Raw genomic sequence first — 15,619 nt, forward strand, 5'->3', positions numbered from 1 at the left:
GCCATGTCGGGGAAACAGCCGGTCGAGGTTCTGCTGCGCCCAGCGGTGGAGTTCTATACCGTCGCGGCGTGTGCAGGCGCCGCGTTTCTGTCCCTGGTGGCCCCGTGGTCGCTCGCGCTGAGCCCCGCCATGGGCGTCGGCAGTGCGCTGGCGTTCTGCATCTACGGTGCCATCCGCTACCGCGATGCCCGCGTCATCCTGCGCTACCGACGCAACATTCGCCGCTTGCCGCGCTATGTGATGACCAGCAAGGACGTGCCGGTCAGCCAGCAGCGTCTGTTCGTGGGACGCGGATTTCTGTGGGAGCAGAAACATACCCATCGGCTGATGCAGACATACAGACCGGAATTTCGCCGCTACGTCGAGCTGACGCCGGCCTACCGGCTAGCGCGCAGGCTGGAGGAACGGCTGGAGTTCGCGCCATTCCCGCTGTCCCGGCTACCTGCGCTCACGGGCTGGGATGTGCCTTTCAACCCGGTGCGCCCGCTGCCGCCTGTGGGCGGCCTGCCGCGCCTGCACGGCATCGAACCCGATGAGGTGGACGTCAGCCTACCGCTGGGTGAGCGCGTCGGGCATTCGCTGGTGCTGGGCACCACGCGCGTGGGCAAGACGCGGTTGGCCGAGTTGTTCGTGACTCAGGACATCCGGCGCAAGAACGCCGACGGCGAGCACGAGGTCGTCATCGTCATCGACCCCAAGGGCGACGCCGATCTTTTGAAGCGAGTGTACGTCGAGGCCAAGCGCGCGGGGCGCGAGGGCGAGTTCTATGTCTTCCACTTGGGCTGGCCCGACATTTCCGCGCGCTACAACGCTGTGGGCCGCTTTGGGCGCATCAGCGAGGTGGCCACCCGTGTTGCAGGGCAGCTCTCCGGGGAAGGCAACAGCGCGGCATTTCGCGAGTTTGCGTGGCGCTTCGTCAACATCATCGCCCGCGCCCTGGTGGAACTGGGGCAGCGCCCGGACTACATGCTGATCCAGCGCCATGTGATCAACATCGACGCGCTGTTCATCGAGTACGCCCAACACTACTTCGCCAAGACCGAGCCCAAGGCCTGGGAGGTCATCGTCCAGATCGAGGCCAAGCTCAACGAGAAGAACATCCCGCGCAACATGATCGGGCGCGAAAAGCGCGTGGTGGCGCTGGAGCAGTACCTCTCGCAGGCGCGCAACTACGACCCGGTGCTCGACGGCCTGCGCTCGGCAGTGCGCTACGACAAGACCTACTTCGACAAGATCGTCGCATCGCTGCTGCCGCTGCTGGAGAAGCTCACCAGCGGCAAGATCGCCCAGCTTCTGGCCCCGAACTACTCCGACCTGGCCGACCCACGCCCGATCTTCGATTGGATGCAGGTCATCCGAAAGCGCGCCGTGGTCTATGTCGGCCTCGATGCGCTGTCCGACGCCGAGGTCGCCGCCGCAGTCGGCAATTCCATGTTCTCCGACCTGGTTTCGGTCGCCGGCCACATCTACAAGCACGGGATCGACGACGGCCTGCCGGGCGCATCGGCTGGCTCGCGCGTGCCGATCAACGTCCATGCCGATGAGTTCAACGAGTTGATGGGCGACGAGTTCATCCCGCTGATCAACAAGGGCGGCGGCGCTGGCCTGCAAGTCACCGCGTACACACAGACGCTCTCGGACATCGAAGCACGCATTGGCAACCGCGCGAAGGCCGGTCAGGTGATCGGCAACTTCAACAACCTGTTCATGCTGCGCGTGCGCGAGACGGCTACCGCTGAATTGCTGACCCGGCAATTGCCGAAGGTCGAGGTCTATACGACCACCATCGTCAGCGGCGCGACCGACAGCTCCGATATTCGTGGAGCGACAGACTTTACGTCAAACACCCAGGACCGCATCAGCATGTCCAGCGTGCCGATGATCGAGCCATCGCACATCGTCGGCCTGCCCAAAGGCCAGTGCTTCGCGCTGCTGCAGGGCGGTCAGCTTTGGAAGGTGCGTATGCCGTTGCCGGCGCCAGACCCGGATGAAGTGATGCCGGCGGACTTGCAGCAACTGGCCGGGCACATGCGCCAGAGCTACAGCGAGGCCACGCAGTGGTGGGAGTTCACCAGCTCCCCGGTCTTGCAGGACGCGGCCTTGCCGGACGATCTGCTCGATGAGACGGCCATCGCCACACCCATCACCGGCACGGGCGACACGGCCAGCGAAGAGGCCGCGCCATGAGCGATGCCGCCTCGACTGCGCAGCGCGAGCAGAACCGCCGCCAGGGCTTGATCGTCGGCACCATCACCTTGCCGCTCCGGCTGCTCGGGGTGCTGGTCGGCTCGCTGCTGTTCTCGATCCTGATGGAGTGCATCGGCATGCACCTGTTCTGGAAAGACCAGGGCTGGCAGCACTCCCAGCAAATGTTGCAGTACGAGCTGGGGCACCTGTCCAAGCATTTCACGCGCAGCGTGGTCGTGCAGGAGCCGGGGCGAACGGCGCACGAGCTGGTGGACACGGGTTATGAATGGGTGTTCGTGCGATCAGGGCTCCTGGAGCGCATGAGCCAGACCGCCGAGCGCGCCCGCGCGCCCAGCCAGGGGAAAAACCAGGACGGAGGGCGCAACTTCCGCTACTTCATCAGCCAGGTCTATGTCTGGACGGAGAGCTACCTGATCGCCGCAGCCTTCACGACGCTTACTTTCCTCGTGCGCCTGCTGGTCCTGGCGCTCACGCTGCCGCTGATCTTCACGGCCGCTTTCGTCGGCCTGATCGACGGCTTGGTACGGCGGGATGTGCGCCGGTTCGGCGCAGGCCGGGAATCCGGCTTTATCTATCACCGAGCGAAAGCGAGCCTGATGCCGCTGGCCGTGCTGCCCTGGGTCACGTACCTGGCGCTGCCGATCTCGGTGCATCCGCTGCTGATCCTGCTGCCCAGCGCCGGCTTGCTGGGGCTGGCCGTGAGCCTGACTGCAGGGAGCTTCAAGAAGTACCTCTAGGCCATCAATCCGGTCATCCGCAGGTTCTTATTGTTTGCGGCCTGATACGCCTTTGATCGCCACGATCAAGCCATTGCTTATCACACAGGAATGGCGCGATGTTGGCTCCGATCTGGCTGCGCGCCGCGCATCGCGGCGTGCCCACTTTTCTCGTGACGGCCCTGCTGATGGGTCAGTTCCCGGTTGCCTTGGCCGAATCCCCGGCACAGCGCCAGGAGCTGGTTGCCGCGCTACGCCAGCTCGACGCGCTGGAGCGCACCATCGCGGATGGCGCTGCACACGCACCCATCCAGCCGGGCGAGCGCTACCACTTCGATTACCCACGACTGCTGGCTGATCTGGCGCGTGTGCGCGCCGGCATCCAGGCCCATCTCACACCGTCGCGCGCCCAGCCACGCGACCTCTCCGAACTGGCTGGTGAGTACCGCACCGAGCGGACCGCCCCGCCATCGCTGCCGACGACTGCGCAGGGCAGACCATGAACGGCGCCCAGGTCTCGGCATTTCAAGCCAACAGCGGTATCGCGCCGTCCGCGATGGCGACCGTTCTGGTCGGCATCGTGTTTGCGGTTCTGCTCGTCTGGGGCGTCTGGGCCATCCGAACGGCCTACGTGGGGTGGGCCGAGAACCGCCTCAACCAACGCCAGTTCCTCGGCGTCTGCATCCGCTTCGTCGCGATGTACCTCGTCATGACGTTCTTCCTCCTCTCCTGACCTGAAGGGATTGACCATGCCAAACCGCATCCTCACTACTCGTTTTGTCCAACGCGCCGCCGTCGCCCTGGGTGCCGCCGCGCTGCCCGCGCTGTCGTTTGCGCAAGGTCTGCCGCAGCTGGAAAACCCGACCCGCGGCGCCGGCAGCGGCATCATGGAAACAATCAGGAACTACGGCTACGACATCATCATGCTCGTGGCCCTCCTGGTGGTGGCGTCGATGTTCATTGGCGTGTGCTACCACGCCTACGGCACCTACGCGGAAATCCACACCGGTCGCAAGACTTGGGGGCAGTTCGGTCTCACGGTCGCCATCGGCGCCGTCCTGCTCGTGATCGGCATCTGGCTGCTCACCGAAGCCACCGGCATCCTGTAAGCGAGGACGGGCTATGTCCGAGCAACAGCATGTCCGTGCCGATGGGACAGTCACGTTCCTTCCACACCGGCTCAACAGGCACCCGGTGGTCGTGCGCGGCCTCACTGCCGATGAGTTGTGGATTTGCTGCGGCCTGTCCGGCGCTGCCGGCCTGGTGGTTGGCGCGCCGCTGTCCTGGGTGTTACGCACCATTGCCATCGCGCCGACCTTCGTTGTCCTGGGCGTGGCGCTGGGCGTTTTCATCGGCGGCGGCATCCTGCGCCGTCTCAAGCGTGGGCGTCCCGACACCTGGCTGTACCGGCAGTTGCAGTGGCGCATTGCCACGCGCCATCCGCTGATGGCCGGTTGGGTGGGCGGCCATGTGCTGATCTCGCGCTCCGGCTTCTGGACCATCCGCAGGGGCATGCACGGGGGCGCGCGATGAGCCGTTTCAAGAACGAGATCACCCACCTGCAGGCGCACATCAAGACGCTGCGCCTCGGCGCGGGTGCGCTGGTCATCGTCGCCCTGGTCATGGGCGGCGGCTGGTGGAGCGCACCGCGCGATCTGACCATCCACGTCCCGCCTGACCTACGCTCCGGCAGTACCCGCAAGTGGTGGGAAGTGCCGCCCGAGTCGGTCTATGCGTTCACGTTCTACGTGTTCCAGACCCTCAACCGCTGGCCGACGAATGGCGAAGAAGATTACCCGCGCAACCTCCATACGCTCTCGCCGTACCTCACCCCGTCCTGCCAGGCATTCCTCAAGGCGGACTACGACTACCGCCGCAGCACCGGCGAACTGCGCCAGCGGGTGCGCGGCATCTACGAAATCCCCGGTCGCAGCTATGGCGACAACCCCACGGCGCGCGTGCGTGTGATCTCCGACCGCGACTGGGTGGTGACGTTGGACATCAGCGCCGACGAGTACTACGGCGCCGAGCAGGTCAAACGCGCCCTGGTGCGCTACCCCGTAAAGGTCGCGCGGGTGGACGTCGATCCCGCACGCAACCCGTTCGGCCTGGTGATCGACTGCTACGAGGGCACGCCCCAGCGCATCAGCGCACCGGAGCCGACGCGCCCGGTGCCTGGTGGCCTGACGCCGCAAGCGCCTCAAGGAGGTAATTCCCCATGAAGCCCATGAAGCATCCTGTACTCGCGCTGCTGGGGCTGCTGGCCGTGGCCGCCGCAGTGGTCGTGTCCCCCGCTGTCCAGGCGGTGGAGATCCTGCGTTGGGAGCGCATGCCGCTGGCGGTGCCGTTGAAGGTCGGCCAGGAGCGCATCGTGTTCATCGACCGAAACGTCCGCGTGGGCGTTCCCGCAGGCGTCGGTGAGCGCTTGCGCGTGCAGAGCGCGGGCGGCGCGGTGTACCTGCGCGCCAGCGAGCCGATCGAGCCCACTCGGCTGCAATTGCAGGACGCCGACACCGGCGCGCTGATCCTGCTCGACATTGCGGCGGAGCCGCCCAAGGACGGCGAAGCCGAGCTGGAACCGGTGCGAATCGTCGAGGGCAACAACTCAACAGCGCGCTATGGCGATCAGCCTGACGGTGCCGATGCGCCCCATGCACGAGCTCAGGAGCAGGCGGGCACCCGGACGGCGCGGCGCGAAACGCCAATCCCCGTCGTGCTGACACGTTTTGCTGCGCAGAACCTCTACGCACCGCTGCGCACCGTGGAAGCCTTGCCAGGCGTCATGCGGGTCAACCTGCGCCGCGACCTCGACCTCGGCACGCTGATGCCGACCTTGCCGGCACGCGCGGTCGCGCTCGCCTCGTGGCGCCTGGAAGACCAGTGGGTCACTGCCGTGCGCCTGACCAACAGTAGCAGCGACTGGATCAGCCTCGACCCGCGCGTGCTGCAAGGGGATTTCCTCACCGCCACCTTCCAGCACGAGGCGCTTGGCCCGCGCGGAACCCCCGAGGACACCACCGTCCTGTACCTGGTGACGCGCGGGCACGGCCTCGCGCAATCGCTGCTGCCGGCGATCCATCGCTTCGACCCCGCTGTGCATCTCCCGCAGCCCAAAGCAGCAGCCAGCGACGACAGGGAGGCCCGCCATGCGCAGTAACGGACTCCTGAAGTGGCTGCTGATCCCCGTGGCCCTGCTGGTGCTGTTTGTCGCCATCCGGCTGTTTTCCGGTGGCGGTGCGTCGGCACCGCCTGTCGCGGATGGCGGCGGCAGGCTTACGCCGGAAGAAATGAAGGCGCTGGGCATCGAGGGTGACACCCCGCGCGACACCGTGGCGACGCTGGTTGCCCAGGTGAAGCAGTTGCGCACCGAGCTTCAGACCGCGCTGTCCGACAACAGGTCGCAGCGTGAGGAGAACCAGCGACTGCGCCAGCGCGAGAACGCCATCGACCAACGCATCAGTTCCGCCCTCGAATCCGAGCGCTCCAACCTGCGCCGCGACCAACAGCAGGCGGCCAGCGCGCGCCAGCAGACCGAGGGGCTGCTCGCTGACCTGCAGCAGCGCCTGGACAGCATCGGCGGGCGTGGCGGCGGCCATGCCGATTTGCCGGTGGGGCTGGGCCTGCGTGACGGCGACGAGGCCGGCATGGAAGGCGGTATGCGCTGGGTGGAGCCGGATGACGCGAAACAAAGCGACGGGCGTGGCAGGTCGAATGGCGGCATAAGCTTCCCCACCAGCTTCGGTTCCGCACAGAGCACGCTGGAAACCACAGCGCAAACCGTGGCGAACGCGGGCGCACGCGCGGCAGGCGTCAAGAGCCCGACGCCCGTCTATACCGTGCCGACCAACTCGACGCTGATGGGGTCGGTGGCGATGACGGCGCTGATTGGCCGCGTGCCGATCGACGGCACGGTGAACGATCCATACCCCTTCAAGGTCTTGGTCGGGCCTGACAATTTGACCGCGAACGGCATCGACATTCCCGATGTGGCCGGGGCCGTGTTCTCCGGCACCGCATCGGGCGACTGGACGCTCTCCTGCGTGCGCGGCCAGGTGCGCAGCATCACCTTCGTGTTCCATGACGGGACCATCCGCACCATCCCCGAGGATCGTGAGGGCAACCAGCAGAACAACCAACAACGCGACGGCCTGGGCTGGATCAGCGACCCGCACGGCATTCCCTGTGTCAGCGGCGAGCGGCGCAGCAATGCGCAGCAGTACCTCGGCACCCAGGCGCTGATCACGGCGGCTGGGGCTGGCGTGGCCTCGCTGATCGAATCCGACAGTGGCAGGGCGTCCTATGTCGGCGCCGACGGCTCCATCGGCAGCGTGGGCATCAGCGGCCAGGAAGCCGTGGGCCGGATTCTCGCCAGCGGCGTCCAGGACATGTCGAGCTGGGTCAACAAGCTCTACGGCCAGGCCTTCGCTGCCGTTTATGTGCAGCCCGGTGCCAAGGTCGCCGTCCACCTCGAAAAGCCGCTCGCCATCGACTTCGATCCCGAAGGCCGCAAGGTCGATCACCGCGCAGGAGAAAGCCATGCCCTCGAACTTGAATAGCTGGGCTCAGGGCCTGGCGCTGGCCTTGGCCGTCGCGCTGCTCGGTGGCTGCGCCACCAGCAAGGAAAAGCTGCTGACCCACGGCGACAGCACGATGATGAACATCTGGCAGCAGAACGCCGGCGACGGCGGCGGTGGTGCCGGCCAGGTAGCGCGCAGGCAGTTGCTCGATGCGCGCCAGAGCCTGCGCAGGCCGCTGACCGAGATGGACGTGCAGGCCGCGCCTGCCGAGCAGATGCGCTACACGCGCACGGCGCGCAACGAGGTCTACCGCCAGTTCCAGCGCCTGCCCAACCCCGATCTCGTGATGTACGTGTATCCGCATTTGGCGGGCACCGACCCAGTGCCGATTCCGGGCTATACGACCGTGTTCCCGCTGTACCAGCGCGTGCAGTACGCCATGCCAGGCGAGCGCGTGGAGGATTACTGATGCGCTGGAAACTCCCCAGACCGAAGCCGACCGCGCCGAAGCTGGCCGCATCCGATGCTGACGACGACGAGCAGCCGGACGGCTGGCAACGCCACGTCGAGGCACTGCGCCAGGTCGGCATCCCCGAACCCGGCACGGCGGTGCAAGGCCGCAGGCCGGCGACCCTGGCAGACGAGCAGGCGCTGTACGAGGTCGCGCCGTCGTTCGTGGAACTGCTGCCCTGGGTGGAGTTCCTGGCGCAGTCGAAAGCCATGTTGCTGGAGGACGGGCAATCGGTGGCGGCGTTCTACGAGCTGGTGCCGCTGGGCACCGAAGGCCGGGAACCTGGCTGGCTCGCGCAGGCCCGCGATGCCTTGGAAAACGCGCTGCAGGACAGTTTCGATGAACTGGATGAGAACCCCTGGGTGCTGCAGCTCTACGCTCAGGACGAGCCCAGTTTCGACCAGTACATGCAGACCCTGCGCGACTATGTGCAGCCGCGCGCCCGTGAGACGGCGTTCACCGAGTTCTACCTGCGCTTCTTCGGCCATCACCTGCGCGCGGTGGCCAAGCCGGGCGGTCTGTTCGAGGACACGGTGGTCACACGGCTGCGCTGGCGCGGCCAGACCCGGCGTGTGCGCATGGTGGTCTATCGCCGCGTGACCGGCCAAGGGCAAAACAGCCGCCGCGGGCAGACGCCCGAGCAGATGCTCAATATCGTTTGCGACCGCCTGTGCGGCGGACTGGCGAACGCCGGCATTCAGGCCCGGCGCATGGTGGCTGCGGATGTTCACGACTGGCTGCTGCGCTGGTTCAACCCGCGTCCCACGTTGCTTGGGCCTGGGGCCGAAGACAGGGAGCGCTTCTATGCGCTGGCGCGCTACCCCGACAGTACGGAGGCCGGCGAAGACGGCGAGATCGAATTGGCGAGCGGGCGGGATTTCAGCCAGCGGCTGTTCTTCGGCCAGCCGCGCTCCGACGTGGCGCAGGGCACCTGGCATTTCGACGGCCTGCCGCACCGCGTGCTGATCACCGACCGCCTGCGCATGCCGCCGGGCACAGGGCACCTGACCGGCGAGACACGCAAAGGCGATGCCATCAACACGCTGTTCGACCAGATGCCCGAGGACACCACCCTTTGCCTGACGATGGTCGCCACGCCGCAGGATGTCCTTGAGGCGGACTTGAACCACCTGGCCAAGAAAGCGGTCGGCGAAACCCTGGCGTCGGAGCAGACGCTCAAGGACGTGCATGAAGCCCGTTCCCTGATCGGCAGCGCGCACAAGCTCTATCGCGGCACGCTGGCGTTCTACCTGCGCGGGCGCGATGAGGCGGAACTGGACCGACGCGGCCTGGATCTGGCGAACGTCATGCTCAACGCTGGCCTGCAGCCGGTGCGCGAGGACGACGAGGTGGCACCGCTCAACAGCTACCTGCGCTGGCTGCCGTGCTGCTACAACCCCGGCCAGGATCGGCGCAAGTGGTACACCCAACTGATGTTCGCCCAGCACGCGGCGAACCTCTCGCCGGTGTGGGGCCGCGCCCAGGGTACGGGGCACCCCGGCATCACGATGTTCAACCGCGGCGGCGGGCCGATCACCTTCGACCCGCTCAACCGCCTGGACCGGCAGATGAACGCCCACCTGTTCCTGTTCGGCCCGACGGGTTCGGGCAAGTCGGCGACCCTCAACAACCTCTTGAATCAGGTCACGGCGATCTACCGACCCCGCCTGTTCATTGTCGAGGCCGGCAACAGCTTTGGCTTGTTCAGCGACTTTGCCCGGCGCCTGGGCCTGACCGTGAACCGGGTCAAGCTCGCGCCGGGCTCGGGCGTTACCCTGGCGCCGTTCGCGGATGCGCGCCGGCTGATCGAGACGCCCAGCGACGTGCAGACGCTCGACGCCGATGCCCTGGACGAAGACCTGCCGCCCGATGCTGTGGCCATGGAGGCAGATGAGCAGCGCGACGTACTGGGCGAATTGGAGATCACCGCGAGGCTGATGATCACCGGTGGCGAAGACAAGGAAGAAGCCCGGATGACGCGGGCCGACCGCTCGCTGATCCGTCAGTGCATCCTCGATGCCGCAGAACACTGCCACAGCAAGGATGGCGAGAAGCGCACCGTGCTCACGCGCGATGTGCGCAATGCGCTGCGCACGCGCAGCCAGGACCCGACGCTGCCGGAAATGCGGCGTGTGCGACTGCTGGAGATGGCCGACGCCATGGACATGTTCTGCCAAGGCACGGACGGTGAAATGTTCGACCGCGACGGTTCGCCGTGGCCCGAGGCCGACATCACCCTGGTCGATCTGGCGACCTATGCCCGCGAGGGCTACAACGCGCAGCTCTCCATTGCCTACATAAGCCTGATCAGCACGGTGAACAACATTGCCGAGCGCGATCAGTACCTGGGCCGCCCGATCATCAACGTCACCGACGAAGGGCACATCATCACCAAGAACCCGCTGCTCGCCCCCTACGTGGTGAAGATCACCAAGATGTGGCGCAAGCTGGGGGCCTGGTTCTGGCTCGCCACACAAAACATCGACGATCTGCCGCGCGCCGCAGAGCCCATGCTCAACATGATCGAGTGGTGGATCTGCCTGTCGATGCCACCCGATGAGGTGGAGAAGATCGCCCGCTTCCGCGAACTCTCGCCTGCGCAGAAGGCGGTGATGCTTTCGGCGCGCAAGGAAGCCGGGAAGTTCACCGAGGGCGTCATCCTCTCCAAGAGCCTGGAAGTGCTGTTTCGGGCCGTGCCACCGAGCCTCTATCTCGCGCTTGCGCAGACCGAACCCGAGGAGAAAGCCGAGCGTTACCAACTCATGCAACAGCACGGCATCAGTGAACTCGACGCGGCCTTCAAGGTGGCCGAGAAGATCGACCAGGCGCGCGGCATCGAGTCGCCGGCCTTGGGCCTGCCGCAATAGCCGCCGGAGACTGCCGTGAAACCGAAACATCCTTCCATTCCGATGCCAGTCCAGGCGCTCCGCCATCGGCGCTCGCGCAAGCGCTGGCCCTGGTTCTTGGCCGCTGGATTGATCGCGCTGCTGCTGATCTGGCTCGTGTCCCGCGCACCCAGCGAACCCGCGTCGTTGGCTCCCGCGCCGGTCAGTACCGCGCAGGTGGCCGGGCCGCCCTGGCAAATGGGCAACGCGCAGGGCCGGTTCACGCTGACGCTCTATGCCGACCTCGAATTTCCGTTCTGCCGGGAGTACTTTCCGCAACTCAAACGCTGGGTGGGCGCCAACGCGGACGTAGCCCTGCAATGGCAGCACCAGCCGCTGGCCGCGCACGAACCGGCCGCCTCTGCCGAGGCACGCCTGGCCGAGTGCGCCGCCGAAAGTGGCGGGCATGTGGCCTTTTGGCAGGCCATTGAATGGGTCTATGCGCACACGCGCAGTGACGGCCTGGGCTTGCCCGAGGGCCTGCGCTATCCCGGCCTAAACCCAGCCGTCGAGCAGTGTTTGGCCAGCGAGCGGCCCGAAACGTTGATTCGCGCTCAGGCCGAGGAAGCCACCAAGGGCGGCGTGACCGCGACGCCATCCCTGCGACTACACGATCGCCAGACCAGCCAGGCGATCCTGCTGCAGGGGCCTATCGAAGGCGATGCACTGCTGTCGGCCATGGACATGCTGGCAGCTGAGGATTCGGTCGTTTCACCCACTACGGAAATGCCTGCCGACGTCGTCGGCGACATGCCCAGGTAGCCCGCGGTCATTGAGGCTACGGCGCAGCACGCTGCGCTGACCGCTACCCGTTCGCCCCGCATCCTGGCCGCGAACGATCACCGCTGCTGCGGTGATGGATGCACCTTGTTCCATTCCCTGGAGGGCCTGCCCTCCAGGGGCATGTGCGCCCTCCGATTTCCCTGCCTGGAGGTTCGCCATGTCTGTCGTCATCAATGACTCCTGCCTGGAGTCGCTTTCCGATATTTCTGTTCAGAACGAGGACTGGATCGTCCAGCAAGCCATCGTGTTGCTGGAGCGACGGGTTTTCAAAGCAGGGCCACGTCTTGAACGGCCCGCTGCGGTCAGGGACTACCTTCGCTTGAAGCTGGTCGCCGAGCCCAATGAGATATTCGTCGTCGTGTTCATGAACAGCATGCACGACGTGCTGGCCGTGGAGCCGATGTTCCATGGAACGATCAATACGACCTCGGTTTATCCGCGTGTCGTGCTGCAACGCGCTTTGCAACTGAACGCCGCTGCGGTCATCTTCGCCCATCAGCACCCCTCGGGCACCACCGAGCCATCCAATGCGGATCGCTTGCTGACCGAGCAGTTGAAGACGGCCTTGGCGCTTATCGACGTGCGGGTACTTGACCATTTCGTGATTGGTCAGGGCACACCGTACTCGTTCGCCGAGTCTGGTCTTTTGTAGGAAGGCCCGTGGTTCACTGATCACAGCGGGGGCTTCGGCCTCCGCTTTTTTCCATGCGGCAGCACCGAACAGGTATGCGGGGTGCCCGCGATGCGCATTGTTTGTTGGGGCGGCAGCGGGTTCGCGTTCGACTATGGCTCTGATCAACTTCCAGGGCACGCGACATGCCAGCATCTTTATTCCGCTTCGCATCCGGCTGGCGAACCCTTGGCCTGGCCGTTGCACTGCCGGCATCCTTGGCCGTTTTCAGCCCAGCCACCTTCGCCGCCGATGTGGTGGTCGTCACCGACAGCCGCCACCCGGTCAAGACCATGGGTGGCGAGCGGTTGATCGAGTTGGATGAAGGCCCGCGCATCGAAGCCGAGCTTTCCGCACAGCTGCCCGCCGATCCTGAGCAGGCCACGGCCATCGTCAAGCGCCGTCTGAACAACGGCGGTGCCGACCTCCAGCGCCGCATTGCTTCCGCATACCAGGGCGTCGCCGACGCATGGAGCCTGGGCGTCACCAGCATCCCGGCGGTCGTGGTGGATCAGCGTTACGTGGTCTATGGCGAGCCGGACGTGGCCCGTGCCGTCGCGCGCATCGAGCAACACCGGAGGCCGCAGCCATGACCCGACCCTTCGAGCGGATGCGCCGCCTGCGTGCTGGCGTGGTCTCAGTGCTGCTGCTCAGCGCCACGGGCAGCTACGCCCTCAACACCGCAACCATCGTTGGCTCAGTGGCATCGCCGGACTGCCTCGAATACCGCGTCGTCGGCATCTGCTACTGGCTCTACTGCACCTGGACGGGCTGCACGGTGCGCACATCCATCAAGGTCCGCCACTACATCCCCGATGCGGTCGTCTCCAGCTACAGCAACACCGGCGAGAACCCTTGGGTCGAAGTCCGGGCGATGAGCGCGCCCAACCCATCCGCGCAGGCCGGCGGGGACGGCACCACCAACGAAGACCACGAAAACAATCTCGCCAAGTTCAAGAACGCGGACGTCATCGGCCATCCCGGCGTCGAGGTGTTCAACCAGTTCGTCTCATCGTCGGGCTACTTCTGCGAGGGCGCGGGCACGGCGTTCATGCCGTATCTGCTCAGCACCCTGGACACACTGGCCTGGCGCTACAACGTGCCGGATATGGCCTACCCGGAGGCACTAATTCCGGGCAGGCGCGAGGTCGGCGCGCGCACCACGATGAACCTGTGGGGCAACGTCTATCCGCGCGGCGGCTTCCTGCACCAGGCCGACGACCACAAGGCCGGCGCCGTGGTGGCCCAGCGCGCCGGCGATGTCGTCACGCGCCGTGGGCAGATTCACGTCTATCAGCCGCTGCTCGCCAACTCGCGGCCCGGTTACTGGCCTGCCGGCGCGCTGATGGAAGGCGATGCCTCGACGGGCAAGTGGCAGGAACTCACGCCCGTCCTGTCCTCGTCCTGCACGGTGTTCCCGCGCAGCGGCTTCCTGACCCAGGCGCAGCAGGGCGATTACGCCTGGGCGCTGTGGCGGCCCTATGCGTGCTGCGAACGTCGCGGCCAGGTATTCCTCGGCAGCGTCGATTTCCAATGAGGGTACGGCGATGAAGCGTCCTGAACTGACAAACCTCTCCACCAAGGCGTGCCGCCTGCTGCGTCCCACGGTATTGGCTGGGCTGCTGGCTGGCGCACTCGTTCTTGGCGGCGGCCTGGCGTGGGCGCAGGCCGGATTTCAGACCGGCGGCTCCGTGATCGGCGACGAAGTGATGTATTCGATTGGCGGCGGCAGCGCGGTGTCCATGGGCCGCGCGGCCGGCATGCGCTCGATCGGCGTTGGCGTGGGCTGGAACAGCAACCTGATCTGCGGCGACATGAGCATCCAGACCACGCTGCGCAACCAGCTCAACGGCGTCACCAACGGCTTTCAGCAGATCATGAGCAACGTGATCCAGAGCGCCACCAGCGCGGTGGCATCGCTGCCTGCGCTGATCATCCAGCGCGCCGATCCCGGCCTGTACAACCTGCTGACCAACGGCGTGCTGCAGGCGCGCCTGGATTTCGACCGCTCCAAGCTGACCTGCCGTGCCATGGCCGAGAAGATGGCCGACACGGCGGGCGGACAACTCGGCTGGAGCCAGATGGCCGAAGGCATGGCACTGCGCGATGCGGTGTCGAGCACGGATGCCGTGTCGGCAATTGAACAGGCGGAGACGCGCCGCGGCAACGACGGCGTGCCTTGGGTGGGTGGTAGCAATGCGGGCGGCGCAGGCCAGTCGGCCATCCGCGTGGTCGGCGACGTCACCCGCGCAGGCTACAACCTGGTCAACGGCCGCAGCGTGACCGACACATCGTCCATCGCTGCCGCCAGTTGCGCGAGTCTGTCTTGCCAGACCTGGACCTCGCCACAGCAGGCGACCGAATGGGCCACACGGGTTCTCGGCGAACAGGTGCAGCGCACTTGCGATGCCTGCACCAAGACCGAAACGGTGCCCGGCGTCGGGCTGACGCCGCTGATCCAGGAGGAGTACGAGGCAAAGCTGGAAGCCTTGCAGGAACTGGTCTCGGGAACGCGCAACACCACCTTCGAGAACCTGCGTGCGGCTGGCAGCACCTCGCTGCCCATCACACGCGGCGTCATCGAGGCGCTGCGCGACGAGCCGGATCAAGACCTGCTGGCGCGGCGCCTGGCCTCGGAGGTCGCGCTGGCGTCGGTGCTGGAGAAGGCATTGCTGCTCCAGCGCACCCTGCTGACCGGCAAGAAGGAGCCCAACGTCGCGGCGAACCAGTTGGCGGTCGAGGCCGTGAACCACGAGAGCGACACGCTCGACCAGGAAATCCGCAACCTCAAGACCGAGCTGGAGCTGCGCCGCGAGCTGGCGAACAACTCGCCCATGGCCATCATCCAGCGCCATGGCACACGCGCGGCTGGCTCACGTGGCATCTACGAAGGCGATCCCATTCCCGACCGCCTCGACCGGCTCCAGAAGGGCAATCCGGGAGGCAACCCATGAACCCGTCGCGTGCCAGCTGGCTGCGCCCGCGCTGGCTGTTCAACCGGCGCGCGATGAAGGCGCTGCTGTGGACGGTGTTGCTCGTTGCCGCCGCTGTGGGCGCCAACATCGTCGGCATTTATCTCGTCGGCAGCGTTGCCAACTGGGAGCGGTGGCTGGCGGCCACGGCAGGCTACTTTCTAGTGTGGCGGATGTGCCTGTACGGCGCGACAGCCTACGGCTGGGTCTGGATGCGCCGCCGGCTGCTGGCGCGTGAGGCCCAACGCGGGGCTGATAGGCAGGCGCGACGGCGCCTGCTGCGCAGCGAGATCGCCGGCGTCGCCGCCATTGTGGCGCTGGAAGCCAGCCTGTTGATGCAGGCCGCTTGAAGGGGCG

17 protein-coding genes are annotated in these 15,619 nt (G+C 66.2%); all 17 read left to right on the forward strand.

Annotated elements, in window-relative coordinates:
* Positions 1 to 3 precede the first annotated feature (3 nt).
* The 17 genes from traD to L6D89_RS18405 all read left to right on the forward strand — a co-directional run bounded on the left by traD (position 4) and on the right by L6D89_RS18405 (position 15,612).
* Positions 4 to 2,187, forward strand: coding sequence for a type IV conjugative transfer system coupling protein TraD (gene traD / locus L6D89_RS18325; protein ID WP_014596099.1), 2,184 nt, complete (start codon positions 4 to 6; stop codon positions 2,185 to 2,187).
* Entirely contained in the window at positions 2,184 to 2,945 is a 762-nt protein-coding gene (locus tag L6D89_RS18330) for a TIGR03747 family integrating conjugative element membrane protein (protein ID WP_012205979.1), read from the forward strand. The genes traD and L6D89_RS18330 overlap by 4 nt, the downstream gene beginning before the upstream one ends.
* A gap of 98 nt (positions 2,946 to 3,043) precedes the next feature.
* Positions 3,044 to 3,427 (forward strand): integrative conjugative element protein, RAQPRD family, encoded by a 384-nt coding sequence (locus tag L6D89_RS18335; protein ID WP_012251136.1) that lies wholly within the window; start codon positions 3,044 to 3,046, stop codon positions 3,425 to 3,427.
* The gene (locus L6D89_RS18340) at positions 3,424 to 3,657 is read left to right on the forward strand and encodes a TIGR03758 family integrating conjugative element protein (protein ID WP_012205981.1); all 234 of its coding nucleotides are present in this window, start codon (positions 3,424 to 3,426) and stop codon (positions 3,655 to 3,657) included. Before L6D89_RS18335 ends, L6D89_RS18340 begins: the two co-directional genes overlap by 4 nt.
* 16 nt (positions 3,658 to 3,673) lie before the next feature.
* Positions 3,674 to 4,033 carry a TIGR03745 family integrating conjugative element membrane protein gene (locus tag L6D89_RS18345; RefSeq protein WP_012205982.1) on the forward strand — a complete coding sequence of 120 codons (360 nt, stop codon included), beginning with the start codon at positions 3,674 to 3,676 and terminating at the stop codon, positions 4,031 to 4,033.
* A gap of 13 nt (positions 4,034 to 4,046) precedes the next feature.
* Complete coding sequence (locus L6D89_RS18350; RefSeq protein ID WP_023124764.1) at positions 4,047 to 4,457, forward strand: TIGR03750 family conjugal transfer protein; 411 nt, start codon at positions 4,047 to 4,049, stop codon at positions 4,455 to 4,457.
* Complete coding sequence (locus L6D89_RS18355) at positions 4,454 to 5,146, forward strand: PFL_4703 family integrating conjugative element protein (RefSeq protein ID WP_012205984.1); 693 nt, start codon at positions 4,454 to 4,456, stop codon at positions 5,144 to 5,146. The genes L6D89_RS18350 and L6D89_RS18355 overlap by 4 nt, the downstream gene beginning before the upstream one ends.
* Positions 5,147 to 5,151: 5 nt before the next feature.
* A complete protein-coding gene (locus L6D89_RS18360; RefSeq protein WP_026383919.1) occupies positions 5,152 to 6,081 on the forward strand; it encodes a TIGR03749 family integrating conjugative element protein in 930 nt (309 codons plus the stop codon).
* Positions 6,071 to 7,480: a TIGR03752 family integrating conjugative element protein gene (locus L6D89_RS18365; protein ID WP_012205986.1), complete on the forward strand. Its 1,410-nt coding sequence runs from the start codon at positions 6,071 to 6,073 to the stop codon at positions 7,478 to 7,480. The genes L6D89_RS18360 and L6D89_RS18365 overlap by 11 nt, the downstream gene beginning before the upstream one ends.
* The gene (locus L6D89_RS18370; RefSeq protein ID WP_012205987.1) at positions 7,461 to 7,910 is read left to right on the forward strand and encodes a TIGR03751 family conjugal transfer lipoprotein; all 450 of its coding nucleotides are present in this window, start codon (positions 7,461 to 7,463) and stop codon (positions 7,908 to 7,910) included. The genes L6D89_RS18365 and L6D89_RS18370 overlap by 20 nt, the downstream gene beginning before the upstream one ends.
* Complete coding sequence (locus tag L6D89_RS18375) at positions 7,910 to 10,819, forward strand: conjugative transfer ATPase (RefSeq protein WP_236200741.1); 2,910 nt, start codon at positions 7,910 to 7,912, stop codon at positions 10,817 to 10,819. The genes L6D89_RS18370 and L6D89_RS18375 overlap by 1 nt, the downstream gene beginning before the upstream one ends.
* 15 nt (positions 10,820 to 10,834) lie before the next feature.
* A complete protein-coding gene (locus L6D89_RS18380; protein ID WP_023124766.1) occupies positions 10,835 to 11,599 on the forward strand; it encodes a DsbA family protein in 765 nt (254 codons plus the stop codon).
* Positions 11,600 to 11,777: 178 nt separating this feature from the next.
* Positions 11,778 to 12,272: a RadC family protein gene (radC, locus tag L6D89_RS18385; RefSeq protein ID WP_023124767.1), complete on the forward strand. Its 495-nt coding sequence runs from the start codon at positions 11,778 to 11,780 to the stop codon at positions 12,270 to 12,272.
* A gap of 164 nt (positions 12,273 to 12,436) precedes the next feature.
* The gene (locus L6D89_RS18390; protein WP_008266034.1) at positions 12,437 to 12,883 is read left to right on the forward strand and encodes a TIGR03757 family integrating conjugative element protein; all 447 of its coding nucleotides are present in this window, start codon (positions 12,437 to 12,439) and stop codon (positions 12,881 to 12,883) included.
* Positions 12,880 to 13,827: a TIGR03756 family integrating conjugative element protein gene (locus tag L6D89_RS18395; RefSeq protein ID WP_014596090.1), complete on the forward strand. Its 948-nt coding sequence runs from the start codon at positions 12,880 to 12,882 to the stop codon at positions 13,825 to 13,827. The genes L6D89_RS18390 and L6D89_RS18395 overlap by 4 nt, the downstream gene beginning before the upstream one ends.
* A 10-nt stretch (positions 13,828 to 13,837) precedes the next feature.
* Entirely contained in the window at positions 13,838 to 15,244 is a 1,407-nt protein-coding gene (locus tag L6D89_RS18400; protein WP_008266424.1) for an integrating conjugative element protein, read from the forward strand.
* On the forward strand, positions 15,241 to 15,612 hold the full coding sequence (locus L6D89_RS18405) for a hypothetical protein (protein ID WP_014596088.1): 372 nt from the start codon (positions 15,241 to 15,243) through the stop codon (positions 15,610 to 15,612). The genes L6D89_RS18400 and L6D89_RS18405 overlap by 4 nt, the downstream gene beginning before the upstream one ends.
* The last annotated feature ends 7 nt before the right edge of the window (positions 15,613 to 15,619 follow it).

Origin of the sequence: Pseudomonas pseudonitroreducens (assembly GCF_021603645.1) — a bacterium.
GTDB classification, from domain to species: domain Bacteria; phylum Pseudomonadota; class Gammaproteobacteria; order Pseudomonadales; family Pseudomonadaceae; genus Pseudomonas; species Pseudomonas pseudonitroreducens.